This window comes from Roseiconus nitratireducens, assembly GCF_008629675.1.
Taxonomy (GTDB): Bacteria; Planctomycetota; Planctomycetia; order Pirellulales; family Pirellulaceae; genus Stieleria; species Stieleria nitratireducens.
On sequence record NZ_VWOX01000001.1, the window covers coordinates 349,089 to 375,155 of the forward strand.

Annotated in this window: 20 protein-coding genes; 11 read left to right on the forward strand and 9 right to left on the reverse strand. The window is 61.7% G+C overall.

All coding sequences use genetic code 11. From position 1 onward, the window contains the following. Complete coding sequence (locus FYK55_RS01110; RefSeq protein ID WP_150074154.1) at positions 1 to 984, reverse strand: hypothetical protein; 984 nt, start codon at positions 982 to 984, stop codon at positions 1 to 3. Next, a complete protein-coding gene (locus FYK55_RS01115) occupies positions 981 to 2,060 on the reverse strand; it encodes a hypothetical protein (protein WP_150074155.1) in 1,080 nt (359 codons plus the stop codon). The genes FYK55_RS01110 and FYK55_RS01115 overlap by 4 nt, the downstream gene beginning before the upstream one ends. A 485-nt stretch (positions 2,061 to 2,545) precedes the next feature. Between FYK55_RS01115 and metK the strand changes: the two genes are divergently transcribed. Both metK and FYK55_RS01125 read left to right on the forward strand, forming a co-directional pair. After that, on the forward strand, positions 2,546 to 3,727 hold the full coding sequence (gene metK, locus FYK55_RS01120; protein WP_150074156.1) for a methionine adenosyltransferase: 1,182 nt from the start codon (positions 2,546 to 2,548) through the stop codon (positions 3,725 to 3,727). Between the two features lie 102 nt (positions 3,728 to 3,829). Continuing rightward, the gene (locus tag FYK55_RS01125) at positions 3,830 to 4,624 is read left to right on the forward strand and encodes a metallophosphoesterase family protein (RefSeq protein WP_150074157.1); all 795 of its coding nucleotides are present in this window, start codon (positions 3,830 to 3,832) and stop codon (positions 4,622 to 4,624) included. Positions 4,625 to 5,028: 404 nt separating this feature from the next. On the opposite strand, the gene FYK55_RS01130 is transcribed toward FYK55_RS01125, so the two are convergent. Next, positions 5,029 to 7,767 (reverse strand): DNA translocase FtsK, encoded by a 2,739-nt coding sequence (locus FYK55_RS01130; protein ID WP_150074158.1) that lies wholly within the window; start codon positions 7,765 to 7,767, stop codon positions 5,029 to 5,031. An 855-nt stretch (positions 7,768 to 8,622) separates the two neighbouring features. On the opposite strand from FYK55_RS01130, the gene FYK55_RS01135 reads away from it, so the two are divergent. Together FYK55_RS01135 and FYK55_RS01140 are read left to right on the forward strand one after the other, a co-directional pair. Beyond that, positions 8,623 to 10,032 (forward strand): sulfatase-like hydrolase/transferase, encoded by a 1,410-nt coding sequence (locus tag FYK55_RS01135; RefSeq protein WP_150074159.1) that lies wholly within the window; start codon positions 8,623 to 8,625, stop codon positions 10,030 to 10,032. 300 nt (positions 10,033 to 10,332) lie between these two features. Next, positions 10,333 to 11,193, forward strand: a complete 861-nt coding sequence (locus tag FYK55_RS01140) for a hypothetical protein (RefSeq protein ID WP_150074160.1) — start codon at positions 10,333 to 10,335, stop codon at positions 11,191 to 11,193. A gap of 89 nt (positions 11,194 to 11,282) precedes the next feature. Here the strand turns inward: FYK55_RS01140 and FYK55_RS01145 are convergent, their stop codons facing one another. The 5 genes from FYK55_RS01145 to mnmA form a co-directional block, all read right to left on the reverse strand. Further along, complete coding sequence (locus FYK55_RS01145) at positions 11,283 to 12,173, reverse strand: NAD(+)/NADH kinase (RefSeq protein WP_150074161.1); 891 nt, start codon at positions 12,171 to 12,173, stop codon at positions 11,283 to 11,285. 77 nt (positions 12,174 to 12,250) lie between these two features. Next, the gene (dxs, locus tag FYK55_RS01150) at positions 12,251 to 14,155 is read right to left on the reverse strand and encodes a 1-deoxy-D-xylulose-5-phosphate synthase (protein ID WP_150074162.1); all 1,905 of its coding nucleotides are present in this window, start codon (positions 14,153 to 14,155) and stop codon (positions 12,251 to 12,253) included. 51 nt (positions 14,156 to 14,206) lie between these two features. After that, the gene (locus tag FYK55_RS01155) at positions 14,207 to 15,247 is read right to left on the reverse strand and encodes a polyprenyl synthetase family protein (protein WP_235908328.1); all 1,041 of its coding nucleotides are present in this window, start codon (positions 15,245 to 15,247) and stop codon (positions 14,207 to 14,209) included. Positions 15,248 to 15,311: 64 nt separating this feature from the next. Further along, positions 15,312 to 15,719: an exodeoxyribonuclease VII small subunit gene (gene xseB / locus FYK55_RS01160; RefSeq protein ID WP_161604239.1), complete on the reverse strand. Its 408-nt coding sequence runs from the start codon at positions 15,717 to 15,719 to the stop codon at positions 15,312 to 15,314. Between the two features lie 246 nt (positions 15,720 to 15,965). Then, positions 15,966 to 17,114, reverse strand: a complete 1,149-nt coding sequence (gene mnmA, locus FYK55_RS01165; protein WP_150074164.1) for a tRNA 2-thiouridine(34) synthase MnmA — start codon at positions 17,112 to 17,114, stop codon at positions 15,966 to 15,968. A gap of 70 nt (positions 17,115 to 17,184) precedes the next feature. On the opposite strand from mnmA, the gene prfB reads away from it, so the two are divergent. The 4 genes from prfB (at position 17,185) to FYK55_RS01185 (ending at position 22,570) form a co-directional block, all read left to right on the forward strand. Next, positions 17,185 to 18,309: a peptide chain release factor 2 gene (gene prfB / locus FYK55_RS01170; protein ID WP_150074165.1), complete on the forward strand. Its 1,125-nt coding sequence runs from the start codon at positions 17,185 to 17,187 to the stop codon at positions 18,307 to 18,309. After that, entirely contained in the window at positions 18,306 to 18,995 is a 690-nt protein-coding gene (locus FYK55_RS01175) for an ABC transporter ATP-binding protein (RefSeq protein WP_150074166.1), read from the forward strand. Before prfB ends, FYK55_RS01175 begins: the two co-directional genes overlap by 4 nt. Beyond that, complete coding sequence (locus FYK55_RS01180; RefSeq protein WP_150074167.1) at positions 18,988 to 19,800, forward strand: ABC transporter permease; 813 nt, start codon at positions 18,988 to 18,990, stop codon at positions 19,798 to 19,800. The genes FYK55_RS01175 and FYK55_RS01180 overlap by 8 nt, the downstream gene beginning before the upstream one ends. Before the next feature lie 76 nt (positions 19,801 to 19,876). Next, the gene (locus FYK55_RS01185; protein WP_150074168.1) at positions 19,877 to 22,570 is read left to right on the forward strand and encodes a PVC-type heme-binding CxxCH protein; all 2,694 of its coding nucleotides are present in this window, start codon (positions 19,877 to 19,879) and stop codon (positions 22,568 to 22,570) included. A 29-nt stretch (positions 22,571 to 22,599) separates the two neighbouring features. On the opposite strand, the gene FYK55_RS01190 is transcribed toward FYK55_RS01185, so the two are convergent. Continuing rightward, positions 22,600 to 23,157 carry a hypothetical protein gene (locus FYK55_RS01190; protein ID WP_150074169.1) on the reverse strand — a complete coding sequence of 186 codons (558 nt, stop codon included), beginning with the start codon at positions 23,155 to 23,157 and terminating at the stop codon, positions 22,600 to 22,602. 392 nt (positions 23,158 to 23,549) lie between these two features. Between FYK55_RS01190 and FYK55_RS01195 the strand changes: the two genes are divergently transcribed. The 3 genes from FYK55_RS01195 (at position 23,550) to FYK55_RS01205 (ending at position 26,056) form a co-directional block, all read left to right on the forward strand. Further along, complete coding sequence (locus tag FYK55_RS01195) at positions 23,550 to 24,161, forward strand: hypothetical protein (RefSeq protein WP_150074170.1); 612 nt, start codon at positions 23,550 to 23,552, stop codon at positions 24,159 to 24,161. 183 nt (positions 24,162 to 24,344) lie between these two features. Continuing rightward, positions 24,345 to 25,043 carry a PDZ domain-containing protein gene (locus FYK55_RS01200; protein WP_150074171.1) on the forward strand — a complete coding sequence of 233 codons (699 nt, stop codon included), beginning with the start codon at positions 24,345 to 24,347 and terminating at the stop codon, positions 25,041 to 25,043. Positions 25,044 to 25,348: 305 nt separating this feature from the next. After that, complete coding sequence (locus FYK55_RS01205) at positions 25,349 to 26,056, forward strand: hypothetical protein (protein ID WP_150074172.1); 708 nt, start codon at positions 25,349 to 25,351, stop codon at positions 26,054 to 26,056. Positions 26,057 to 26,067: the final 11 nt, after the last annotated feature.

The following is a 26,067-nucleotide window of genomic DNA, read 5'->3' on the forward strand; positions in this document are numbered from 1 at the left end:
CTATGGAGTACGCACGGACTCTTCGGGCAAATCCGGATGCCAAGTGGGAGCCGCCAGCTGCAGCATCATCTGATATCGCTTGGCAACATCGGCCAGCCCCGCGCTGCGCGTCAGACGCTCCAGGGCGATCAAGGGGCCGGCCCGCAGCGACATCGGTAACCGGCGCCATTCCGCTTCCAAACGTTTCCAGTCGGATTGGACCTCCGTCGGAGTGAGCGTTTGCCACAGCAGACAAGCAGCCAGTCGGGCGATCTCCTCTCGTTCGGTCTGAGCTGCCAATCGTTTCAATTCGGCAGTCGCCGCTGTGCGATACTGGGCCGAACGCAAAAGCCAACTTGCCGCCACCAAACGCACCGCCGGCGAATCCGAAGACGCACCCTGTACGGCGGCCACCGTGATGACATCCGCGTCGACCGTTCCGCCGGTCCATTCGATCGGCAGCAGGTTCAATACCAACGGCGGAAGGGGGCGGCGGTCCAGCTGCTGGATGATCTCCAACGCGATTTCGCCGCGCCCGCTGCGCCACGCTGACTGGGCGGCCATCATCGAGAGCCACTGTTGCCGCCAGACCGGAGGACGCTTGCTGGGGTCCTCTTGGTTGACGGCGCGAATCAGACCGGTCAGCGCCGCGGTGTGGTTGCCATCCAGGAACTGTTCAATCGCGGTCTGCTGATCGTCGGGAACCTCTGCCGGAATGACTTCCAGAACGCGCTCGGACGCGTAGCGGGTCGGCACCGTCTGGTCGGGAAGCAGCACGGACACCTGGCGATCGTCCAGCGTTTGCAGACGCCCGGACACCGTGACAATCGGCCGTGGATACCAACGCGGTTCATCCGAATTCTGGCCGGCCGGCGCCTCTGAGTCGGCCGCATCGACCCGGGGAGCCAGACGAATTTGGTCAAGCGGTGCTTGAGCCCGGCTTTGGCCGTTCAGGATGCCGAGGGACCAGACGATGATCAGTGCGACGCCGAGGGACCGTTTCATGGCGTTTCGCTGTCACCGTGTTCCCGAGAAGCCGTGCCTGTAGATGTCGTGTCCGACGAACCCCGAGCGTCAGACTCACTACCGGCAGACTCGCTTTCGCCTGAGGTGTCTTCCGCAGGAGTTCCTGCCCCACGATCACCCAAGCGTCGGATGTCAACGTATTGGTACTGGCCGTTGTTCATTTCTGCCAGCGAGCGCAGGAAGCTGTCGGCCGAACCGACCGGTTTGCTCCCGAATTCGATGGCGTGGATCGTCGTGCCGGCCTGCTCGGCGCGGGACTGCACGAGTTTCAGTTCGCTTTGAGACAGTCGGGGGATGTGAGCGTCGGTCAGGAAGAAAATCACGTCTGGTGACATTCGCAGAGCCATCAACAGTGCGGCTTTGTGTTTCGTGCCTCCGAAGGCGCGTATCGATTCGATGTAGCGTTCGGCACGATTCAAACTGTTCGGTTCTCCCGAAACCATCTGCAGCGGCGTGCCGGCAAGTTGAAAGGGTTTGACGTTCTCGTTGTAGAAGATGATTTGAAACTGCTGTTGCGGGGACAGGCTTTGCAGGCTGCGAATCAGCTCGCGTTTGGCACTTCGCAGCGGCAAGCCGCCGAAGCCGTTCATGCTGTCGCTGCGGTCGAAGACGTAGACAAACCTGGAACCGCTGCCGGACACACCAAACAGTCGCGTGGTGGCCTGTTCTCCGATTGGCGTGTTCTGGGCCGATCGCTCGCCGCTCCCGAAAGCGTCCCCGCCCAGCTCGGTGTCCCCCGCGATGCCGCTGCCACTGCGTGGGGCCGGCGTTGATTCCATGGCAGCCAAAACGCCTTGCAGATCCAGCGGCGGCGACAGGTCCGACGGGGGTGCTGCGGCAGCGGCCAGGTCGGACGCGTTTTCCTGGGCGTTTTGGGTCGCGGATTCCGAGGTCTGAGGGGTGACCTCCTCGTATTGCTCGCGGTCCGGCAAACGGTGCACCATCGCGATCCCGATCTGGCGGTCGGGAGCCTCCCCGGTGCCGCGCGGGGCGATGGCTGCGAAGTAGGCGATGGCCACCAGCAGGACCGTGTGCAGCGCCAGCGATAAAAGCATGGCGGGGGTTTCCCGGGATCGCGGCAGGGGCTCTTGCGGGGGGGCGGGCTGCGGGGAGGGGTTATTTTGCGGCGGCGCATTGGCCGCTGGGGAGCCCCTCCGGTCGGACCGCTCGGACCCATCAACCCCCGCAACGCCGGACAGACCGCCCTCGGAGGGGCGTGATGACGTCGAGGGCGGCGGATCGGGCGAGGAAGGCATCGATGCGGTCAGGTCAACGGTTGGGCGTGACGGGGGACATTCGGGATCGCCGGTTCTCACAAAGGCCGAACCAAATTACGTTATGGGTCGCAGCGGTTCGAAAAAGTCGGTCGATCTCCGTCGCCAGGGCGTCGAATCGACGGTACCCGCCACCTTCTTCGAATCGCTTCCCGGTGCGCTGTCATGGTTAGTCGGCGGCGACAGATCCCTCCCTGGGATCGTCTCTGCCCCAGTGTAACGTTCCCCGTAATCGCCGGTACGACGAATTTTTTTGGAGTAACTTTGTGAGCAACGCTCGTTATCTATTCACCAGTGAATCTGTCAGCATGGGCCATCCGGACAAGTTGGCCGATCGCATCTCTGATTCCATCCTGGACGCATTGTTGGAGAAAGATCCCAACAGCCGTGTCGCCTGCGAAACCATGGTCACCACCGGTGTCGCCATCATCGCCGGTGAGATCTCCACCCAGGCGAACGTCAATTACTCCGACATCGTGCGTCAGACGATCAACGAAGTCGGTTACACCGATGACCAGATGGGAATCTGCGGCGACACCTGTGCCGTGATGGTTTCGGTGGACACGCAAAGCCCCGACATCGCGCAAGGCGTCAATTCCGACAGTGCCACCGGCAAGGATGTCGGCGCCGGCGACCAGGGACTGATGTTCGGCTACGCGTGCAAGGACACGCCCGAATTGATGCCGCTGCCGATCGCGCTTTCGCACCGGATCATCAACCGAATCACCGAAGCCCGGTTCGCGGGCGAAGTCGATTGGTTGCGTCCCGATAACAAGGCCCAGGTCACCGTGGAATACGAAGGCACCACGCCGGTGCGAATCGACACGGTGGTGGTCAGTGCCCAGCACAGTCCCGACGTGACGAATGATGAAATCAAAAAGTTTATCATCGAAAAAGTCATCAAACCGTCGCTTCCGGCTGACCTGGTCAAAGGCGACATCAACTACCACATCAACCCGACCGGCAAGTTTGTCGTTGGCGGTCCGCACGGAGACTGCGGTCTGACGGGCCGCAAGATCATCGTCGACACCTACGGCGGTTGGGGCCGGCACGGCGGCGGTGCCTTCAGCGGCAAGGATTCGACGAAGGTCGACCGCAGTGCCGCCTACATGGCACGCTACGTCGCCAAGAACATCGTCGCCAGCGAATTGGCCGAGCGTTGCGAAGTGCAACTCGCCTACGCGATCGGTGTGACCGAACCGGTCAGCGTGCACGTCGACACCGAAGGCACCGGCAAGATCCCCGACGACAAGTTGTGCGCCCTGGTCCGAGAACACTTCCCGCTGACTCCCGCGGGGATCATCGAGCACCTGCAACTGCGGCGTCCGATCTTCAAGATCACTTCCGCCGGCGGTCACTTCGGTCGCGAAGAAGATTCTTTCTCCTGGGAAAAGACCGATAAGGCCGAAGCACTGGCGTCGGCGGCATTGGCTGCAGCGGCAAACTAAGCCTTGTCCGAAAACGTGTAGCGACGCTCGTCAGAGCGTCGCTTTCCGCTGTCCAGGGACAGCGGCGACGGGGTTTCAACAGTTTTCAGACAGAGCCTGGTCATGCGACTGGTTTGGACGACGGACCTCCACCTGAATCATGTTCGGATGACAGCCTGGGATCGCTGGGCCGAGGAGGTGCTGTCGTCGAACCCCGATGCGATCTTGATCACCGGCGATATTTCTGAAGCCGATGATGTGATCTTTCAACTGCACCGGATGGCCGAGAGCTTTCCGGTGCAGATTTTTTTTGTGTTGGGCAACCACGACTTCTACGCTTCTTCGATCGCGGCGACTCGGCAACGCGTTGTCTCGGCGGTCCGCGATACGGCGTCCTTGGTCTACCTGACCGATTGCCGTCCCGTTCCACTTGGTGACGGAAGCTACCTGGTGGGCGAGGATGGCTGGGGGGACGGTACCGAAGGCGATTATCTGAATTCGCCTGTCCGGCTGAATGATTTTCGGCTGATCGCCGAGTTTCAAAACAGCGATCCCAGCGACTGGCCTTCGCTCATGAAGCGTGAGGGCGCACAGTCGGCCGATCGGCTGTCCGTCAAGCTGGACGCGTTGCCCGACGATGCGAAACACATTCTGGTCGCGACCCACGTCCCTCCGTTTCGAGAAGCCTGTTGGTACGAAGGCCAGACGACCGACGATGCCTGGGCACCGTTTTTCGTCTGCGGCCAAATCGGTCGGGTGCTCCGCCAGTTTGCCCAACGCCATCCGGAACGTGAGTTGACGGTTTTGTGCGGACACACGCACCATGGCGGTACCGCCCAGATCGAGCCGAATCTGCGAGTGCATACCGGAGCGGCCGAGTACGGTTGCCCACGCATTGAGCGCGTGATGCAGTGTTAGACAGGGCCTGACCGCGATCGCGCCGGCAGGTCATGAGAGCCGAAGGCTCGATAGCTCCCTGCCGGGGACGTCAGTCCCCGGTCGGCGGACCCCTTTTTCTCTCCAGCCCCGCAGGGGCGACAGCCCGCGACGACGATCGAGTGGCGAGGCGCGCAAGAGGGCTGGCGGAGCCAGCGGGCAGTGCGTTCCTGGGCGGAGCCCGGGAACGAGGGTGGGAGCTTTGCTTTTCCACCGCGATCGCGCCGGCAGCTCATAAGAGCCGAAGGCTCGATAGCTTCCTGCCGGGGACGTCAGTCCCCGGTTGGCGGACCCCCTTTTTCTCTCCAGCCCCGCAGGGGCGACAGCTCGCGACGGCAGTGCCACCGTTTGGGGTGGCTCACGCCGGGCCAGCACTTCCGCGTCGATCATTCGTCCCAATCCTCGTACTCTTCTTCCTCTTCCTCGTCTTCGTACTCGTCGTACGCTTCATCGTCATCAGATGAACCCGCCTGCCGCGTCGTGGATTCGGACGGGTCGTCGATTTCCGGGGGATCGATGCCCTGCATTTCGTGCCACTGCTCCATCGTCAGCAGCACTTCTCTCGCTTTGCTGCCGTTGTACTGTCCGACGATTCCGTCTTCGGCCATGAAGTCGATCAGTTTTGCGGCGCGTCCGTACCCGATCCCCATGCAACGTTGCAGCAGAGAACAGGATCCGCGGCCTTCGCGAATCACCACTTCCACGGCGCTGTCATAAAGCTCCGGACGTTCTTCGCCGATCGAAGGCCCGTCCCCGCCGTCCTCGTCGGCAACTTTCAGATTCAACAACTCGCCGACAAAGTTTTGTTCGCCCATGCCGCAGTGGGCGCAGACCGAATCGATTTCTTCGTCCGAGAGGTACGTCCCCTGGCCGCGAATCAGCGTGCTGGTGCCGGGCCAAAGGAACAGCATGTCCCCGTTTCCGAGCAGTTTGTCGGCCCCGTTTTCGTCCAGCACCACTCGGCTGTCAGTCTTGCTGGCCACCTGGAAACTCAGCCGTGCCGGCAAGTTGCTCTTGATCAACCCGGTGATCACGTCGACCGTTGGTTTTTGCGTGGCCAGGATCAGGTGAATCCCGACGGCGCGGCTTTTTTGCGCCAGCCGGATGATGTGCTGTTCGACATCCTTTCCGGCGGTCATCATCAGGTCGGCCATTTCGTCGGCGACGATCACGATGAACGGCAACCGGTCGGGGACGCTACCGTCGTCTTCGTCGGGATCGACTTCCAGCCGTCGCAGAATCTCGTCTCGTCCAAGATCGTTGAAGCTGTTGATGTGTCGGACGCCGACGTTGGCCAACAACGAGTACCGCTCTTCCATCTTTTCGACCGCCCAAGCCAGGATGGCTTCGGCCTTGCGCATGTCGGTGATCACCGGGTGCATCAGGTGTGGCAGTTTTCCGTAGCCGCTCAGTTCGACCATCTTGGGGTCGATCATCAACATCCGCACTTCGTCCGGGCGGCAAGTCATCAAGACCGACGTGATGATCGCATTCAAGCAAACGCTTTTCCCGGTACCGGTCCGACCGGCGATCAGCAGGTGGGGCATTTTGGCCAGGTCAACGACCATCGGGTTGCCCGAGACGTCCTTGCCCAGGAAGACCGGGATGTTCATCTTCAGCGATCGCGTGTCTGATTCTTCCATCACATCGCGAAGACGCACGACCTGACGCTTTTCGTTGGGGACTTCGATACCGACGGTGTTCTTGCCGGGAATCGGTGCCACGATCCGGACGCTCGGAACCCGCAAGGCGATCGCCAGGTCTTCGGCCAGCCCCGTGATCTTGCTCAACCGCAATCCGGCTTCCAACTCGATTTCGTACTGCGCGATCACCGGGCCGGTTTCGATTTCGACCACGCGGATGTTGAAGCCGAAGTCACGAAAGGTCGCTTCCAGGACCTTGGCCTTGCGGCGGACCTCGCTGAGTTGTTCGTCGTAGTCAATGTCGTCGCTGGCTTCCAGCAATTCAATCCGCGGCAGTTGGTATTCTTCGCTGCCGGCGGGAGCATTCTCGACCACGTCCTCATAGAGTTGTTGCAATTCGTCCTCGCCCTTGGGCTTTTTAGGCAGGCGGATTTTGGGACCGGCGACCTTGTGTTCGGCGTCACCACGCAGGACCACGGTTTCGTCTTCGACCTCGATCTCGCGGATCGCCGGCTGATCGTCCGTCTCCGAATCGGAGTCAAACTCCTCCTCATCGTAAGCTTCTTCGCCCTGGTCCACGTCTTCGGCCGAATTGTCATGATCGACAGTCGCGACCGACGTGGACGCTTGGTCGCGCGTCGGACGTCCCTGCCCCCGCTTGCGTTTTCCGCTGCGGAACTTGATCCGTGGTTCGCTGTACGATTCTTCTTCCTCGGATGCTTCGTCGGCCGAATCGAATTCGACTTCTTCATCGGCCGAGCCTTCGGCGGACTCGTCCGCGTTGGAAAACGGCTGAGTGATGTCGTTGAACGGTTGCCGCCGTTTCCGCAATAGCGGCGGCATCGCCCCGGCGGCACGTCGCATGCCGGCCTGAGAAACCTTGGCCCCGCCGGCAAAAATCTTTCGGCTGGCGTACAGAATGGCGTAGTCGGTGGTCAGCAGCAGGCCGATCGCCAGCACCGTCAGGATCAAGATCCAGGCCCCCAATGGAGCGAAGTGCTCCAACAGCCAAGTCGAGACCATGGCGCCCAGGTAGCCGCCCCCGCCCACGATCGGCATGCCTTCGATTTGCAGGGGCAGCATGGCGGCGACTCCGGCGATTCCGACCAGGGTGATCGTTCCGCCAAGCGATCTGAGCACCGGCGCGCGGACGTGTCCGCGTCGCAATAGCGCCACGGAGACCCCGCCGCTGACCGCCACGAGGAATGCCGACGCAACGCCCAGGGCCTGCGTCAACCCGGAAGCCAGCAACGCTCCCCAATAGCCGCACGCGTTGCTGATCTGGTCCGCCGGCGGATAAACCAACTGGTCGGGGACGTGCAACGCGCTGATCGGCCACAGCGGGGTTTCGATCGGATCGGAGGCGTCACGCGTGACCAGCGAGACCGCCAGCAGCACCGTCAGCGCGATCAACAAAATCGCGCCGATGTCGCGGGCGAAATCGGGCGGGCTTGGCGATTCGTCGATCAAGTCGGCCGACATGAAATATCCAGGAAAGGGGCGCTGGCATGGCCGGCGGGAGTTGGGCGCGCAATCGACCCCCGCGCGTCCAATGGCACGTGTCATCGATCGGCATCGGCCAGATTCCGACCCGGCATGATCATCCTGGCATCGAACGCCATCAGACGAACCATCTGTGCCAACTTCCCAGTCGCTGCATTCTGCCTGGCCGGCAAAGTGCTCCTGAAGCGTTTGGGTTCGCTGATCTGAATCCCAAACCGTGATTTCGCGGAATCGTTTGGAGCGAGCCCAGTTTTTGTTCTCACTTCGACTTGGACAGCGCAACACTTTCCACAGACGTATCGACCACGAAGGTCGAATTCGCGTGACGTGGCTTGGTGAAACAATCTGCGCGTGAAACTGGATGTCCGTCGGCTGCGATCAAAGCGATAGATCAGATCGCGCTGACCTCCGCGTCTGCCATGGAGTGCGGCTCAACCCTTTCAAGCGTTGTCCCACCATCCCCTAAGACTGCCGTGTCGACTGAGATGATTCATACCGCCTTCGGAATTCTCTTCACCTTCGTCTGGTTGTTCGTCGGCCAGATTCTGGTTGCCAGCCGATAGGCGGACAGTTCGTCGTTGGGGCCAAGGGGTTGTGTCGGTTCTCCTTTCTGTTTCCGTCCGAGTGGAAGGTCCAGCGATCGCGAGGGAAACATCGCCCGCGACGCGCCGGCGCTCGACCGTTTCGGAGTAAGAGTCACGGGAGGTGGACGATTCGGCTCCGATCTTTCTTCAGCGTTTCGGTGTCCAGTCGGAATCGGACGACCGTCGTTGCCTTACACTGAAAGCCCCGCCGATCGGTTCCCCCCCGCGCGCTCCTCGAAACCCAAGTGCCATGAAGTCGACGTCTTTCCTTCTCGCCTTGTTTGCTCTCGCGTCCGCCGTTTCCGTGGCTTTTTCCGCGGAGAATCCTCCGAACGTGGTGGTCATCGTTGCCGACGATTTGGGCTATGGCGAAACGGGGATGATGGGAAATCGTGAGATCCCGACGCCCCAGATCGATGCGCTGGCGGCAAGCGGCGTCCGCTGCACGGCCGGCTACGTGACCTCCTCCTATTGCAGCCCGTCCCGGGCCGGATTGATGACGGGACGCTATCAGTCTCGATTCGGCTACGACATCAACCCGACCGGAAAACGAAATTTGTTGCCGGGTGCGGGATTGCCGCTGAGCGAGACGACGTTCGTCAAAAAGCTTGACGACGCCGGCTACCAGACGGCACTGATTGGGAAGTGGCACCTGGGAGCCACGGAGCCGATGCATCCTCTCAGTCGAGGATTTGACCGCTTCTATGGCTTCCTTCACGAGGGCCATTTTTACGTGCCCGGGCCGCCGCATCAGAACGTCCTGACGATGATTCGCGACAACTCCCTGGCCGCCGGAACACGCGTTCGCAAGGGCAATTTGATCCGCGGTAACTATGCCCGGATCAGTGAACCCGCCTACGACCAGGACAACCCCATCCTTCGTGGTCGGGACGTGATCGAAGAGTCTCGTTATCTGACCGAAGCGATCACCGAAGAGGCGGTCGATTTTCTGGATCAACATCATCAGGATCCGTTCTGTTTGATGGTGTGTTACAACGCGGTGCACAGCCCGATGCAAGCGGAACTGGACGACGTCGAAGCGCTGCGGCGGATCCAAGACGTCCAACGCCGTATTTTTGCCGGGATGCTGGTCGCCCTCGATCGCGGCGTGGGAGCAATCACCGCGGCGATCGATGAACACCGTTTGCGACGCGAAACCTTGATCGTGTTCTTGAGCGACAACGGCGGACCGACTGAGGAGCTGACCAGCAGCAATGCACCGCTGCGGGGCGGAAAGGGGACGCTGTACGAAGGCGGCGTGCGGGTGCCGATGGTCTGGTCGTTTCTCGGACGCTTGCCCGAGGGAAAGACCGAACCGCGCCCGGTGCTCAGTCTGGACATCGCTGCGACCGCCTTGCACCTGGCCGGACTGCCGGCGGATCCATCCTCCGATGGAAAGTGTCTGTTCGATTGGATCAATGACCCGATCGCCAAGGGCCATGAGACGATTTTCTGGCGGATGCCCGGAGGCAAGCAGGCACTTCGCAGTGGCGATTGGAAGATCGTTCGACCCAAGCATGGCGAGCCGCTCGAGCTGTATCACTTGGCCAGCGACCTGGAGGAAGAACGGAACCTCAGCGGCAAGCAGACGGACAAGTTGAAGGAATTGACCAACCGCTGGCTGGCCATCAATTCGCAGATGGCCGATCTGGATCGTTGACCTCCGGCTGGAGTGTGGCTTTCCGCCGCGATCGCGACGGCAGGTACGCAGCACGTTGACTTGGCCGGTGGTTGCCAGACCTTTGCCGGCTTTCATGAGCCGAAGGCTCGAAAGCTCCTTGCCGGGGACGCCAGTCCCCGGTTGCCGGCCCCCTTTTTTCCAGCCCCGCAGGGGCGACAGCCCGCGAGTCCGGTCCAACTTGTAACGCCTCGCCACGGTGAAATCTCTCTTGCGACTTGTCGGTGATTCTGCGAGTTTCACGACCCAAGTATTTCGCCGCCGAGAATAGGAGAATGGATTGTGGGCCGTAACATTTGGATGATTGCCCTGGCGCTCTCTGGCACCTTCGTTTGCAAGGTCGCGACAACTGCCGAACCGGAGACTTACCTGCTGCGTTACTCGCTGACCGAAGGCCAGCGACTGAATTATGAAGTCACGCACGTCGCCAAGACCAAGACGCGGCTTCAAGGCAAAGAAGAATCCTCGCAGGTCCACACCGTCAGCCAGCGGCATTGGCAAGTCGCCGACGTGAACGACAAAGACATGACCTTCGATCACGTCGTCGACTCGGTGGAAATGACTCAAAAGCAGGGCGATCAGGAAGAAGTCCGCTGGTCCAGCACCTCCGGCGAGCTGGCCCCGCCGGTGTTCGCCAAGGTCGCCGAGCGGATCGGCCACACCCTGTCGACCGTCTCGATCAACGCCCGCGGCCAGGAGACCAACCGCGTGGACAACGGCGGCAGCAAGGCATCGCTGGGGATGGGATCACTCAGTTTGGCGCTGCCGGAAGAACCGATCGCCGTCGGTGACTCCTGGTCGGTTCCTCGCGAAATCAAAACGCGCACCGATGAGGGTCTGGTCAAACCGATCAAGATTCGTGAACTGTACACCCTGGAGAAGGTGTCGACCGGCGTGGCAACGTTGTCGATCCGCAGCGAGCCGTTGACGCCGATTGACGAACCTTCGGTGCAGGCGCAAGTGGTTCAGCAGTTGAGCAACGGCGAAATCAAATTCGACCTGGACGCCGGTCACATGATCAGCAAGGAACTCAATTGGGACGAAACCGTCGTCGGGTTTCAAGGCAACAACAGCCTGATGGAATACCGCGCCCGAATGACCGAACGGCTGGTCGATAACATCGTCCGCACGGCCCGCAAATAGTCATTTCGGTGTGCAGGGCCTCACGGCCACCGGAGGTTTCCGGTGGCGTGATGCGCCGGTGGCGTTTGGAGACGGTGCGTCCCGGGCATTCAGATCGATCCGCCCCAGCCCAGCTTGTCCCGCAGCGTTCGGTAGTCGTTTTGGCCGGGGACGGACAGCATTTGAAAGGACGTCTGCGCCCGTGCAACCTGGACGCGATCGCCCGCGTGCAGCTGGCCCAGGATCCGGCCGTCCACGACAACGCTGGTCGATTCATTGGGTTCGCTGACGGTCAACTCGAATCGCGTATCGGCTGAATCAACCAGCGGACGATAGGTCAGCGTGTGGGGGCTGATCGGCGAGATCACCACCGCGTCCAAGGTTCGCCGCAAGATCGGGCCGCCGGCGGACAGATTGTGCGCCGTCGAACCGACCGGCGTTGCCAGGATCAGCCCATCGCAGCGGTACCGTGTGGCCAGGTTTCCGTCGGCAAACAGATCGATGCCCAGGATCTGGTAGGGTGGACCGCCAAGCACGGCGACCTCATTGAGCGCCAGCTGCTCCGCAATGCAGTTCCCGTCGCGCACCAGCTTCACCGCCAACATCAGGTGGTCGACGATCGCGAATTTTCCAGAGCTGACCTGCGGCCAAACTTCCAGAAAGTCGTCGGGCGAGAGCGCCGCAAGAAAGCCCAGGTTGCCACAGTTGATTCCCAGAACCGGGATCTCCCGGCCAGACAACTGCCGGGCGGTTTGCAGAATCGAACCGTCCCCGCCGAGCACGATCACCAGGTCGATGTCGGGATCGTCGAAGGAGTAGGCGAACGAAAAATCTTGGGCGACGATTTCGGCGTGCTGCGCAATGATCGGACCCAGCCGGACGGCTTCCTGACGCACCCGTTCTCGGCCGGGCGTCCCCAGAATCACAACGCGGGGTCGCGGTTGATCGCTTTGCTGCCAGGTTTTTTTAGGCGACGATTTGGTCGATTTCTTGCTCGGCATACGACCGCTCAGGTGCTTGATCGGCAGGCAGCCGATCAGGTTCTTGCCTCGGCATGAAGCCGATCAGGACAGGTTGGTCACGGCACCGCCGCCTCGGACGCCAAGGCAGCTTCGCGGCACCGCTGGGCGATCGCTTTGGGGCTCAGCCCGTTCTGCTGCAGCAGGTCATTGCGATCACCGTGCTCCACAAAGGTATCCGGCAATCCCAGCACCTGCACGCCCCGCGTGTCCAAACGTTGTGCGACCGCAGATTCCAGGAACGCCGCCCCGAAACCGCCCACGACCGTGTTTTCTTCCAGGGTCAGCACGAATCGTCCGTTGGTGATCGAGCGGCGGACCATGGCGGCGTCGATCGGTTTGGCGAATCGGGCGTTGACGACCTCCACATCCAACTCCTGCTCCAGCAATTCGGCTGCGGCAAGCGCATTTTCCAGCATCGCTCCGAAAGCGACGATCGTGCCGTCCTCGCCCGGGCGAACCACTTCGCTTTTTCCCAATTCGATCGCGGGCACCGACCGCGAGCACTTCATGGCCGACGCTTTGGGATAACGGATGCTGCAGGGGTGATCTTGTTTCAGGGCGAACCGGAGCATCATGCCAAGCTCTTCGGCGTAGCCCGGTGCCATCACGACCAGGTTGGGGAACAGCCGCATGTAGCCGATGTCGTAGACGCCGTGGTGTGTTGGGCCGTCCGGACCGGTCAGGCCGGCGCGGTCCAGCATGAACACGACCGGCAGGTCCTGCAGGCAGACCTCCTGGAAGATTTGATCGTAACTGCGCTGCAGAAACGTGCTGTAGATGTCGACGATCGGTCTCGCACCGGCTTTGCACTGCCCGGCGGCGAAGGCGACCGCGTGGGATTCGCAGATCCCGACGTCAAAGAACTGGTTGGGAAACTTTTCGCGGATCGGTTCCAACTTGTTTCCCTGGCACATCGCCGCGGTGATCACCGAAACCTTTTCGTCGGCGGCCAGCGCCTCGCCGATCGCATCGCGAGCGTGAACGGTGAACGCCGGCAGCCCATCACTGCTGCGGGTGACCGGTTTTCCATCCTGGTCTTCGAAGGCTGGCGGGGTGTGAAAGAACACCGGATCGGCAGCCGCCGGTTTGTAGCCGTGCCCCTTTTCCGTCACCACGTGCAACAGCACCGGTCCCTTCATCTCGCGGACCATCGCCAGGTACTTTCGCAGCAACGTGATGTCGTGGCCGTCGATCGGACCGACGTAGCGAATATTCAACTCTTCAAACAGCATGCCGCCGAGCAACCCGGCTTTGACGCCCTCTTTCATCTGCGCCAGGAACCGTTCGGCGGGATCGCCAAACATCGGAATCTGTTCGAGCAACTTGCCGACTTCGGTCTTCAGCCCGGTGTAGTAGGGGTTGCTCCGCAGCCGATCCAGATAGCCAGCGACCGCGCCGACCCGCGGGCAGATCGACATCTTGTTGTCGTTCAACACGATGGTCAGGTCGTCTTTCAATTCCCCGGCGTTGTTCAGAGCCTCGAACACGATGCCGCTGGGAAACGCACCGTCACCGATCACCGCCACCGTGTGCCGGTCGCCCTGCCCGACCATCAGGTCGCCGCTGCGGAGCCCCACCGCCGTGCTGACACTGCATCCGGCGTGGCCGGTCATGAACAGGTCGTATTCGCTCTCGTGCGGGTTGGGGTAGCCCATCAGGCCCCCCTGCGTGCGGATGGTTGGGAATTGCGAGTACCGGCCGGTCACCAATTTGTGCGGATAGATTTGGTGGCCGGTGTCCCAGATCAGCCGATCCTTGCGAAAGTCGAATTCGCAGTGCAACGCCAGACAAAGCTCGACCACGCCCAAATTGGAGGCGAAGTGGGCCGTCCGCGTTGCCAGCAAATTGCACAGGACGTCGCGGATTTCCAGCGCAGTGGCTTTCAGCTGATCCTGTGAAAACTCACGTAACGCCGTCGCGTCTTCCAGACTTGCCAAATTGGGATGTTTCGGTTCGTTCAATGCGCCGTCCTGCTGGGGGTCAATCGTGGGGCGTCGAAGCGCGGACGCTCCTCAACGTGAGCGGTTCAAAACATATCGGGCCAGCGTCTCTAACCGCCATGCCGCCTGGCCGAAAACCGCCAGGTGGCCGCGGGCCGATGCGATCAGTTCCCGGGCACGGGTCCGAGCGGGGTCCAGTCCCATCAGCCCCGGGTAGGTCAGCTTGCCGCGTTGGGCGTCCTTTCCGACACGTTTTCCGATCTCGGCCTCGTCGGCCGTATAGTCCAGTAAATCGTCTACGACTTGAAACGCCAATCCGAGATCGGCGGCGTAAGCGGCCAGCGTCCGCCGCTCGGGCTCGCTAGCGCCGCTTAGAATCGCCCCCAAATCCAGGGAGGCGGCAAACAATGCGCCGGTTTTGCGGCGGTGGATCGATTCCAGCAACGCCAAAGTTGCCGGGCGTTGTTGCGAATCGGATTCAGGCGGGTGTTCTTTTTCGGCCGCCAGATCATCGGCCTGACCGCCCACCAACTGTTCCGGCCCGGCCGCCGTCGCCAACACCCGGACCGCTTCGGCGATCACCGCCGGATCGGATAAATGGCGGCACAGATGGGCGATCGCCAACGGTTGCAAGGCGTCTCCGGCCAGGATCGCGGTGGCTTCGTCAAATTCGATGTGCACGGTCGGACGTCCACGACGCAGATCGTCATCGTCCATCGCCGGGAGATCGTCGTGAATCAGCGAGTATGCGTGGATCATTTCGACCGCCACCGCTCCGGGCATCGCCTGCCGGGCCGACCCGCCACAGGCTTCCGCGGCCATCAGGACCAAAGCCGGACGCAGACGTTTGCCCGGTGCCAGCACGGCGTATCGGATGGCATCAGCCAACCGCGCGGGGCATCCTTCGCCGAACCGACACGCCTCGGCGAGTGCCTGTTCGATCGATGGCAAGAGATCGCCAAGGGCGTCCTGAACGTCGACAGGATTGTCGACACCGTCGAGCGGACGCTCCGCCGAGATGTCGGCATCCGGAACGGTCGATTCGGCTGCCTGCGGCGCGTGATTCCGGTGGCGGGTCCGTGATTCGGTCGGATCGGAGGGCAAGGCTGACAATGCGGAAAAGAGATCGCGGATCAGGAGATGTCAAATGCAACGCATTCGCGAGGAATGATAGAGTCTAAAACAGCCCTGTTTGATCGTCCACCTCGCTTGCGGGGGGATCGTTTTCCCCGCAAGTGTTGTCGCGTGCCGCGTTCGACGTCGTCGTTTTGCCCGGTTCGGGTTCACCGATCGCAGGTTCACTGGGCACGGGTTCACCGGGGACGGGCTCGACCGTCGGCGTTCCGTCTTCGTCCACGCTCATTAAAACCGAAATCCGTCGCTCCGCCTGCTCCAGTGCCGCGTGGCACCGTTTGATCTTCTCGATCCCTTTTTCGTACTCGACCAAGGAGGCTGACAAGCCAAGTTGTCCGCTTTCGAGCTGCGTGACAACCTTTTCGACCTCCTCCAACGTGGCTTCAAAGTCGAGCGGTTCCGATGACTCCGCATCGGTCGGTTTCAGTGTGGAACGTTTTTTCTTCGCCATGCGGTGGGTCCTCCCGATTCGGTCGCGTCTTCCATCCGGTCGCTTCGCCCCCGGAACTGGACTCTGTCTGCCCATGGGATTGTCGTCAAGCGGTGACTTCACCGCGTTCCATCGAAGTAGCCACGCTCGCCCAGACGTACAGAACGTAGCCACGCTCGCCCAGACGTACAAAACGTAGCCACGCTCGCCAGAGCGTGGAACGTACAGTTTCGCCACCGTCGGACGCCGGCAGCTGCATCGCGCGGATCATTGGATCCAGCCGCCGCCGATGACGCGGGTTCCCCTGTAAACCACGGCGGCCTGCCCGGGCGCGACCGCTTCGACCGGCTCGATGAAGCGAGCGACGAACCGCTCCGGTGCATCCGGATCCAATTCGATCCTGGCGGGTTCGGGCGAGCCGTTGTAACGGATCTGGACGGCCAGATCGTCGCCGGCGCCGTCGTCACCGTTCAACTGGCGTGGATCGATCAGCCAATTGGCATCGACCGCGGTCAATTCTCCGCGGGCCAACGACTGCTTGTCGCCCAGCACCACGCGATTGGTTTCCGGTTCGATGCGGATCACGAAATGCGGCGTCCCCAACGCGATTCCCAGGCCCTTCCGCTGTCCGACCGTGAACGCTTCGTAACCTTGGTGGTGACCGACGACTTCGCCCGTGGTGGTGACGAATTCGCCAGCGGTCGACCCAACAAGCTCGGGCCGCTTTGCTTTGACAAAGTCACTGTGGTGGCCTTGGGTCACGAAGCAGATTTCTTGGCTGTCACGCTTTCCCGCCACGCCCAACTGAAGGCTTTGGGCGATCTCACGAATCTCGCTCTTGCGATAATCTCCCACCGGCAGCAGCATCCGAGCGAGCAGCGGGCGGCGGATCCCGAACAGCGCGTAGGACTGGTCCTTGTTGGAATCGCGTCCGCGGTGCAGTTGTCCGTCGATCATGCGGGCGTAGTGTCCCGTGGCGACAAAGTCGGCTTCGACGCCGTCGGCGTAGTCGAACAGTCGCCCGAATTTGATCCAATGGTTGCACTTGACGCACGGATTGGGGGTCCGACCGTTGAGGTAGTCGTCAACGAAATAATCGACGATCCGTCGGAAGTCCGACTGCAGGTCCAACGCGTAAAATGGAATGCCGAATTTGGCCGCGACACGTTTGGCGTCGGCGGCGTCACTGGCGGTGCAGCAGCCCTGTTTGTGATCCGCCCGCCCCCCCAGCACGGGAAGGGCCGGGGAGGAATCGGGGCGTTGATCGCCGGCTGAGGCATCGACCTGGCAGACCTGGCTGGACTCTTCCCCGTGGCGCATGAAAATACCGATCACGTCGTGCCCTGCCTCCAACAACAGGTGCGCCGCGACGCTCGAATCAACCCCGCCACTCATCGCCAGGACAACACGTGCCATGTATAGTTTTGACCCTGGATTCTGTTCGAAACAAAAAAATTCGCCGGCGGCGAAAAGGATATGATCACTGATGGACGCCGAATTGGTTCAGCGTAGTGAAGAGATCAAAAATCGCCTGAAACAGCTTTCTCAATCCCTCGATCACGACACCAAGGCCCAACAGATCGAAGAAATCGAATCCCGAATGTCGGAACCCGATTTTTGGGACGACAACGATGCGGCGCAAAAAACGGTCGGCCAGCTGAAGTCGCTCAAGTCCATTGTCGGGCCGATGGACGAATTGTCCAGCAGCGCCGCGGATTTGTCCGCGTTGATGGAGATGGCTGCCGAGGACGAATCGGTTGCCGGCGAGGTGGAGGCGGAAATCAGCCGGCTGGAAAAGATCCTCGATGACTTGGAGCTCAAAGCACTGCTCAGCGGGCCCAACGACGAAGCCGGTGCGATCCTGTCGATCAACGCCCGCGACGGCGGGACCGATGCCAACGACTGGGCCGAGATGATGCTCCGCATGTACTCCGCCTGGGCGGTCGGGCAGGATTTCAAAATTGAACTCCTGGATCGATCCGACAACGAGGAAGCCGGAATCAACAGTGCCTCCATCGCGATTCGCGGCCCGATGGCCTATGGCTACCTCAAAGGCGAGGAAGGCATGCACCGCCTGGTTCGCATCAGCCCGTTCAACAGCGAAGGCAAGCGTCAAACCAGTTTCGCCGCGGTCAGCGTCGCACCAGAGATCGATGATTCCATCGAAGTGGACATTCAGGAGAAGGATGTTCGCGAGGACCGCTACCGGGCCGGCGGTGCCGGCGGCCAGCACGTCAACAAAACCGACAGCGCGATCCGGCTGACCCACGTGCCCACGAGCACGGTGGTGCAGTGCCAGAACGAACGCAGCCAACACCAAAACCGCGCCACGGCTTGGAAGATGCTGCGGGCCAAGATGGCACGTTTGGAAGAAGAAAAACGCGAGGCGGAGGAAGCCAAGAAGTATTCCACGCAGGCCAAGACCGGATTCGGAAGCCAGATCCGGAACTACTTCCTGCATCCCGACCAACGCGTCAAGGATGCCCGCACGGGACATTACGTCGGCAACTTTCACGCCGTGATGGACGGAAGTGAATTGCAAGGCTTTCTGGATGCATTTCTGCGTTGGAAGGCCGGCGAGCCGGTCGGTGCTGCCGAGGCGGATGATTGATCGCGGGCGAGCCCCTGCTGACCGCCGAAGACGTTTCGCGGCGCCACGCGTCGCGAAACCTGTTGGACCAGGTCTGCTTGACGCTCCGCAGCGGCGATCGCGCCGCCCTGATCGGCAGCTCAGGCAGCGGGAAATCGCTGCTGCTTCGCAGCCTGGCACGGTTGGAACCGATCGACGCGGGGACTTTGCGGTGGCGCGGTGAACCGATCACGCCCGCGACGGCGACCGAGTACCGCAGCGATCTGATCTACGTGGCCCAGCGTCCGGCCGTCTTCGAAGGGACCGTCGAAGCCAACCTGCGAATCCCGTTCGCCTTGCGGGTGCACCGGGATCGGCAATTCGATCGCGATGCGGTGTTGGAATGGCTGGCCCAGGTCGGACGCGACGAATCGTTTCTGGATCAACGCGGCGACCGGCTTTCCGGTGGAGAGATGCAGCTGGTTGCGCTGATCCGCGCGATGCAGTTGCGACCGTCGGCCCTGTTGCTGGACGAACCGACGTCATCGCTGGATCCGACCACGGCCGATCAGGTCACGTCGCTGATCACCGCCTGGCATTCAGAGCGACCGGACCATCGGGCGTACCTGTGGGTCACGCACGATTGGGCCATCACCCGCCGCATTGCGGACACGGTGTACCGGATGCGCGGCGGCAGCCTGTCCGTTCAGGAGGACAGCGATGGCTGAGTATGTCGAACTGTCGATCGGGCAGGTCGCCCTGGCCAGCCTGCTGATCCTGATCAACGCGGGTGTTTCCATCTGGTTGGGCTTGCGGATGGAAAAGACGTTGCTGATCGCCAGCGTCCGAACCGTGGTGCAGTTGTCGTTGCTGGGTTTGATTCTGAATTGGATCTTTCGGATCGACCGTTGGTACGTGGTGCTGTTGATAGCCACGCTGATGACCGTGATCGCCGGGATGACCGCCGCAGGCCGTAGCAGACGATCGTTTCCTGGGATCCGCTTCATTGCGACCAGTTCCGTCATGGCCAGCGCCTGGTTGGTGACCGCCTACGTCCTGGTGTTCGTGCTACAAGGTCTGGAAAAGTGGTACCAGCCCCAATACGCGATTCCGCTGTTGGGCATGGTTCTGGGAAACACGTTGAACGGAATCTCCGTGGGCTTGAGCACGCTGTCGGAATCGCTGCTACGGCATCGCGACCGGGTGGAAACCCTGCTCGCCCTGGGCGCCACCCGGCATGAGGCGGCCGGAGAATCCATGCGAGAAGCCGTTCGGACGGGAATGATTCCGATCGTCAACTCGATGATGATCGTGGGGTTGGTCAGCTTGCCCGGGATGATGACCGGTCAATTGGTTTCCGGGATGGATCCAGCCCAGGCGGTGCGGTACCAAATTGTGATCATGTTCCTGATCGCCGGAGCCACCGCTTTGGGAACCGTGCTGGTCGTCTACCTGGCGATGCACCGGCTGTTCGCGCCGGATCATCGATTTCGCTATGACGCGTTGTCCGAGCCGCCGCGCGGCCGCGAGTGACGATTTGGGGCGCCGCACGGGTTGCAGGAAGGCCAACGTGTCCAGGTTGCTTCGCTGAATCGGCTATGATTCGGCCATGCTTACCAACGCCCATCACCGCTTGCACCGTCCCTGGGTCATCTTTTGGTTCGCCCTGCCCTTCTTCGTTGCCCGCGAACAGATTTGCCGTTCGGACCAGCCACAACTGGCCGATCCGCGCCTGCGGTTGACTCTGTTCGCCGAAGATCCGGAGATCCGAACACCGATCGGGTTGGCGGTTGCCGACGACGACCGATTGTTTGTGATCGAATCACACACGCACCATCCGCCCGAAGACTATCCCGGACCCAGCAGCGATCGCATCAAGGTGTTTGACGATCGCGACGCCGACGGCCACGCCGACTCCGTGACGGTCGTGGCCGATGGATTGCATCAAGCAATGAACCTGGCGTTCAGCCCCGAGGGGCGATTGTTTGTCGTCTGCGCCCGCCAAGTGTTCGAGTTGCTTGACCGCGACGGTGACGGCATCTTCGAAACCCAAAGCGAAGTGTTGCGTTTGGAGACCAAGGAACGCTACGCCCACAACTGCTTGTTGGCGATCACCTTCGATCGTGACGGTTGGATGTATGTCGCGCGCGGGAATACGGCATCGAAGGCCTACCGATTGGTTGCTGCCGATGGGGCCGCGGTGGCCGGCTACGGTGATGGCGGCAGCGTCGTCCGCTGTCGACCCGACGGATCAGAATTGGCCGAATTCGCGACCGGGTTCTGGAATCCGTTTGATTTGGATTTCGACCGCTGGGGCCGCTTGTTGTTGCTGGACAACGATCCCGACGCCCGAGGACCCAACCGATTGGTGCACGTCATCCGGGGCGGTGACTACGGATATCGTTCGTTGTTCGGTGGCGACGGAACGCATCCCTACCAGGGCTGGGACGGCCGATTGCCGGGCACGTTGCCCTTCCTGGCCGGCACGGGCGAAGCACCCTGTGGGCTGATCGATTGTCAACGCACGTCGTTTCCGTCCGACTACGGCAACAGTGTCCTGGCGACGATCTGGAATGAGAACTCCGTCCAGCGATTTGAAATGAATGCCAACACCGGCGAGGTGACCGGGCGATCGGTGTTGATCAGCGGCGGCACCGACTTTCGACCGGTGGCCATCGACAGCGATCGAAACGGGAATGTGTACCTGACCGATTGGGTGTTGGTCGACTATCCCAATCACGGTCGCGGACGCATCTGGCGGATTTCAACCGATTCAAATGTGGAACGCATTCATCCCCTCCGGTCTTTCGATGGATACCAAACCAATTCTGCTGAGCGCCAGATCGCTGCCATCAAAGCTTTCGATGGTGCGCGGCTGGTTGAATGGCTTGCCGGAACCGAGGCTTCCAACCCGATGCTGGATCACGTGGCGGTGATGCGATTGGCTGAACCGCAGATGGAGCATTTTCGCAAACGGTGTGGTTCCGGAAACGTTCGCCAACGGATGGCGGCGTTACTTTCCGGCAAGCGTGCCCACCTAGGGGATGTCGGACAGGTCCGGCAATTCTTGACGGATCCCGATCCTCGAATCCGGCAAGCGGCCTTGATCTGGGCCGGTGACACTTTGGATCTTTCGCTCGCGGTCGAATTGCAACGGGTGATTGAAATCACGCCGGTGACGCCGGAGTTGTTCGCGACTTATTTGGCGACCGTGGAGATATTGCAACCGGACTTTGTCACAACCTATCGACAGCGCAGGGCCGATGCGGCGAAATCCATTCCACGAACGTTGGATCCGGACGTATTGATTCACGTGGCCAAGGATCCAGCGATGGACGCGTCGGTGCGGGCCCAAGCCATTGAGCGTTTTGACGACCCGACGTGTCAACGCGAACAAGCGTTCTTGCGTCAGCTATTGGATGTTGATGCTGACTCCGATGCGCAGACGCTGGTGATCGCGGCGATGAAAGGGTTGTCGCGTATCGAACAGACCGCGGGCCAATCGGTGCGGAAGGCGTTGATCGAAATCGCTGCCGACGCCTCGCGGTCGGCCGTCATCCGCTGCGAAGCGCTGGCGCTGGTCGATGCCAGCGGCCAGCAGGTAGCTGACCCGGAAACGAAATCGGCTCTGCGGCACTTGCTTGATGCGTCACCGCTGGAAGTCGCGGTGCAAGCGGCGAGGACGCTTCGGCATTGGGACCAGACGGTTCACGAGGGTTCGGCCGCCGCCGACCTGTCACGATTACGTCCGGCTGTGCGGAAGGCCCTCCAGCCGGAACCCAAAGACGATCGTCCCGAATCGATTTCCCGGTGGCGCGAAGTGTTGGCCCAAGGTGGCGACGCGATGCTGGGACGTCATGTCTTTTTCAACCCTCGGGTCGGCTGTTCCAAGTGCCATCGTTTGGACGGACGCGGGGGCACCTTGGGACCGGGGTTGGGTTCGGTTTCGGTCTCAAAGTCTCGTCGACAAATCATCGACTCGATTCTGGATCCGTCGGCCGAATTCCCGCCGCAGTACCAGGCCTGGATGGTCTTGACCACTGACGGCCAGATTCATCGCGGCCTGCAATTGGATCACAAGGCCGGCGGTGCGATCGTGTTGACGCTGGAAGATGGTCAGAACCGGCGATTCGATGGCGACGAGATCGAAGCCTACCGTGCCCTGTCGGATTCCCTGATGCCGTCGGGGCTGTCCGAAACCATGACGGTGGACGAGCTTCGAGATCTGATCGCGTTTTTGGAGTCGGTCGGTCACGAACCGGCCAGTTCGGATCCCGACGCGTCGCCGAAACGTTCGAACTGAATGGTTTGCGGGAGCGTTTCCGGCCGCCGTCAGTCGCTTTCCTGCATGTCGTTGACCAGCCGCCGACGCTCGCTCTGGTAGCGTTTGAGGTCTCGCTCGTAGGCCTCCGCCTTGGAGAACTGAGACACCGCCGCGAAGATTGCGAACCCGACAAACAACAATCCGAATAGCGGGAAGATGTTGACCGCGCCGGGAGCGCCCACGCTGGAGGCGCCGCGGGTGATCGAGAACGCGAACACGGTCCAAAACAATCCGAATCCGCCCATGAAGACCGCCGCGGCAATCGCACCGCCTTTGCTGGGCAAGCTCTTGGCCCCGTGTTTGCCGGTGATCATGTGCTGTTCGCGCTTCCGCTCCCATTGGGCGTCCAGCCGTTCGATGTCGGAGCTGGATTTGATCCGGGCCACGTCGCGCGCCAGCTGCTGGGTCGTTTCCTGCAGTTCCTCAATCACGGCGGTCGAGTAAGTGTTGCCCGAGTGTTCGATTGCAAGCTTGCTTTCGCAGAACCCGCAGGTGACGAACCGGGCTTTCTTGGGCACCTCCAGCGGCGCCCCACAGTGATTGCAGTTCAGGGAGATGACTTTCATCGTCCTCGCAGCGGTTGATCAGGGAATTGCGGGTCGGCGAGTTGCAGATCAGGGGATCTCAGGCCAGGGACTTCCAGGTAGGGGAATCTCAGGCCAGGGGAATGAAGGTCCTCGGGGAAATCTTGACCCGAAAGCACGTTGAAACGACTCATTGTATCGGTCACGGACGGGTCGCCGGCCATTCGCAGGGCCCAATTGCGGCGGCGTAGCGGGCGCGCGGCGGGAAGGTGATGACTGCGGCGGACGCGAAATTCCGCATCCCGGGGGCGTTCCAGATCGGCTCACAAAAGTTTTTCAATTTCTTTTAAGGGGGCTGGCGGCGTCTCACGCAGGGGTCTGGTGAAAGGGCACTTCCGTTCGCCAGAAACACTCCAACCCACTGAGAATTCGCCATGAAACGCCTGACCCTCCGCATCGCCGCCCCCGCCGTCCTGTTCGCTCTCGTGCTGGCTCTGTCAGCCACCAACGTCTCGGCTCAATCGGCCGGATCCTGGGTCGACATCGGCCGGGGAAAGGTGGGAGCCGGTGCCAACGCCAGCGGCAGCATGCTTCAGTTCGCAAAATCGAAAAGCAAATCCAAGAACGGCGTTGACTTCGGTCACGGCTTCGCCGTCGGAGCCGGTCCGGATGGGATCGCCCTGAGCAATTCCATCGGCGTCGGCGGCGGGCCGGTCGGAGCCGCTCACAACCTGCAGCTGAACATCGGCCGCAACGGGACCCACGTCAGCCACGGCGGCGTTGTCAGCGAAGGCGGCAACCGACGCGTGATCAGCGGCGGATCGACCGGGGTTCGCAACGGACAGGTCTACGGTGGCAGCCAGTCGACCGGTTTCGGGACCAACACCAAAGCCTACTCCAAGAGCCACACCCGTCAGTTCAACAACTACGGCTTCCCGCAGCAGCCGACACAGGTGCAGTCCTCGCAAGGCCAGTACTTCCAAGGACAGTCGACTTACCGCGGACCTCGGACGCAACGCAACGTGATTCGAATGTTCCACCGCTAAACCCCCGCCCCATCGCTCGCGGCCTCCGGCGTTTCTGACGCCGGAGGTTTTTGGCGTGCCGGGTGTGGTCGGCCTGGTCGGTGACTTGGTCCATGACCTTTCCGACCGGACCGCTTTCCGGCCCTTTCAAATCTCAGTCTTCGCTCACTGCCATTCCCTTCACCCCTTCACGGGATATCTCCGATGACCATCCGACTTTTCAGCGGTTTGACCGCCCTGGCATTGCTTTCCATGGCCGCCCTCGCACAACCGCCTTCCCCGGCCGAGGAGTCCGGACCGGCTGCAGCGACGGAATCCGTGCCGGAGCCTCCGCTGGTTTTGGCTCCCGTTCCGACGTTGTTGCGAATGCATCTGCCCGACCTGCCGGAAAGCGAAGGACAGTTGGTCCAGTCCGTTTTGACGGGTTCCGACGCCGCCCGACTGGGCCTGCGCCCCGGCGACATCTTGTTGGAGTGCAACGGGCGGATCGTGGATCGGCAGAGCGAAGTGCCGGCACCCGATCCTTCGCTGCCGATGGTCGTGCTCCGCCGGGGCCGGATGCAAATGCTGCCGCCGAGTCGCGCTCCGTTGACCGGCCGCGAGCCGAGGTGGCCGGATGAGTCTTGGGGAACCGAGGTCCAGCCGAATCGGGCCTTTCCGAGCGGCGGCGTGACGGCGTCCAGTCGATCCGAAGTGCGGGGTGGAGTCGGTGGGCGGGCGGTATCGATCAGTCGTACCGGTGACCAGATTTCGCTGGAAATGTCGATGCCCGAGTTGACGCCGCAGCCGGTCCGGTTTCGCGGAACGTTGGCGCAGATTCAGCGAGAATTGGATGCCAGCGATTTGCCGACGGCCGCCAAGAACGAAGTTCGCTCAGCCCTCGGGGTGCCCGTCGTTCAGTGAGTGGCAAACGTCGGGCTTTCAGCCCGAGCAATGGGGTCATAGCCTCAGGTTCCCCCGGCCTGCGGCCTGGGAAAACGATCCGATCCGTCCCCCGCCAGGGCCGACGGCCCGACCGTTTCACCTGTCGATGGATACCCGGACAAACGCCCCACAAAAAAAAGATATTCCGTTAAGGGAATCTGACCGCGTTCTCGCAGGTCTCTTTCGAAGGCCAATCACGCCTTCTGGGATCGGCTGCAAGTAGACTGGCAAGCCGGTCCGGCAACGACACACCCAACCCAACTGCTTCTAAACCGAGATCCATCATGTGCGACCAACCTCAAAAACAAGGCGATTCCTTGGACCAAATGGTCGACCAGACCCGCCGTGGCCGCCTGGACCGCCGCGGCCTGTTGCGCCGTGCCGTCGCGTTGGGACTGAGTTCGTCGGCGGCGTACCAATTGCTTGGAAAAACCCAGGCTGCGGCACAGGATGGCCCGTCCGGTCGTCAGTACACGACGCTGCGGCATGGCGAAGAGGGATCCCACCGTGCGCGGCTGACGCACGGGGAATCTTCTTTGCCCCATCTGCCCACGCACGATCCACACCCGCCCGGGCGGGTGACCACGTACGCGATCGGAGAGGAAGGCAATCCAACTCCGACGGCGGCCGTGGGCGAAAATGGGCGTCCGCCGGTGACCACCCAGGCCGTCGGTGAAGAAGGCGGTTCGCCGCCGAAGACGCTGGCCGTCGGCGAGGAAGCTCCGACCTGTCCGACGCCGCGTCCCACGACGTATCGTGTGGGCGAGGAATCGTCGGTCACCACGCGGGCTTGGGGCGAAGAGTCCACCGGTCGGCCGACACCCACCACGCTGGCCGTCGGCGAGGAGGGGGGAAAACCGATATCGCGGCCGACACCGCCCGCCACCACCCAGGCTGTCGGCGAAGAAGGCGGCGTGCTCCCGCGGTTCTCCGAGCCGTCCGGCATCCGAAACGTGTTGCCGCAAAACTGGAAGAGTTTTCGCCGCTGGTAAATGAACCGGCT